Source organism: bacterium, from assembly GCA_024226335.1.
GTDB lineage: Bacteria > Myxococcota_A > UBA9160 > SZUA-336 > SZUA-336 > JAAELY01.
In genome coordinates this window covers 1-1851 of record JAAELY010000533.1, presented here as the reverse complement: position 1 = coordinate 1851, position 1851 = coordinate 1, and the positions used below count along the sequence as shown (strand labels likewise).

The 1851-nt window shown below is 58.0% G+C and carries 1 protein-coding gene; it reads right to left on the bottom strand.

Annotated features, from left to right (window positions below; all coding sequences use genetic code 11):
* Nucleotides 1–148: 148 nt before the first annotated feature.
* Nucleotides 149–1369: a transposase gene (locus GY725_25920; GenBank protein MCP4007634.1), complete on the bottom strand. Its 1221-nt coding sequence runs from the start codon at nucleotides 1367–1369 to the stop codon at nucleotides 149–151.
* Nucleotides 1370–1851 lie beyond the last annotated feature (482 nt).

Here is a 1851-nt window from a genome sequence, read left to right as displayed (position 1 = left end):
CGGAGCGCGAAGGGATTGTCGGTCAGACCGAAATAGGAACGGATCATGGGCTTGGTACCTCTCCAAGAAAGTCATTCATTCACGATAAAAACGACGGCTTTGGATGCTGCATCTGCGAAAACCGGTTTGGCAGCGGTTTGGCAGGGCGTTACGATGATTCTCTTCTGCGTCTCAGGCCGTTGGCGACGGCGTCCAGAAGTCTCGCCCGGCCGATGCGTCGCCCCTTGTCGTAGACGACAACCGTGCCTTTGCGACAACGTTCGTAACGCAGTTCAATCTTTCTGCCGCGCAGGTCGACGGGCGTTTCATAGCGGTCTCCCCGAAAACTGAACGTGTTGTCCTTTTTGACCGTGCGAACGGCCTCGGCGTAGAACAGTTCGTCCGTGTCCTCGGACGGGGAAAGGAACCGGATGCGGGACAGGTCCATGCCGAAGCGGTCGATCGGCTTCATGCCGAGTGTCGAATGAAGGGTGGCGTTGTAATCCTGCTCGACCCAGTGCGTGAACTGCTTGTTGAGTTGCTCCAGGGACGAGAGGTCGAGATTCCGCACGAGGAACTGGTCGCGGACGCGGCGGAAGAACCGTTCGATCTTTCCTTTCGCGGCAGCATCTCGAACGGCCGTGTGGCGGAGAATGCAGCCCACGCGGGCGCACACGAGTGTGATTTCCTGGCAACAGTAGATCGAGCCGTTGTCGACCAGCAACTGCTCCGGCACGCCTCGTTTGTAGAACGCGGCACGGAGGGCCTTGATCATCGAATCGGCGTTTTCGTCGAAGAAGAACTCTCCGTGACACAACACGCGACTGGCGTCGTCGATGAAGGCGATCAGTTTGGCTTGCCGCTTCTGCCCGTGTGCGCCGAACACAGGCGGGCCGAACATGGTATCGGCCTGCCAGAGCTGGTTGGCGTATTGCATGCTGAAGGCGAGTCGACGTTTGTTGCCGCTCACGTCTTCTTTGAGCAACTCGTATTCTCGCACGAATCGGCAGAAGGTTGTCAGGGCGATCTGATTGGCCCGCAAGAGTCCTTTTTCGATGCAGAAGCGATAGATGGCGGACTTGTTGGGTCGCTTCTTCTGATGAAAGTGGGGTAAGGCGGAGTTGATCGCTTCGAGCACTTCTTCGGGCGTGACCTTGCGAGGGTGCCCTTTGTCGGCTCGCGAGTGGTTGTCCATCGCGGTGACACCGTGGTTCTTGTAGCGGTAGTACCAGGTCTGGATGGTCCGCCAAGTGAAACGGTGTGGTCCGCCCTCCTCATCGAGAAACGTCATCTTCGCAACGTGATGGATTCTCTCGTGGCGGGTTCGGCCTTCGACGACATCTATCGCGCCGAGCACTTGCATTTTTACGTAGATCGACGGTCGCTTCACGATTCGCTCCTTTTGAAACGGGGACGGGGGATGTTTGAGGGTGAGTCTACTGGAGCGTCGCCCGGCGTGTCGTCGTCGTGTTGTGTTGTTGGGCTTGCACGTTTCACCGGCCGGTAAGAAGTACGCTGGCAATTCGGTCGTACGGCTTGCACAAAAGAGTGGAAAAGACCGGCGACGAGTGGAAAAGACCGGCAACGAGTGGCCAAGACCGGCGATGAGTGGCCAAGACGAGTCGCGACAGGACGCTGTCAGCGAGGATCTCGCGCATCGTCGGCGCTAATGCGAGAACGGAATCATTGCGTCACACGAAAGAGGTCTGCAGCGTGACTTGAAAGGCGGCAATGGGATCCAGTGGATGCTGTGTGAATGCCGCCAGGAGATGAGCGAGGGTGAGTTGAGCCGGATGTTCAGAGGTCATCTCCGGCGGTTTGCATAAGGTGGCCAGCGCGGTGCGGATCGCGCTTTGGGCTTGGTGAAATCGT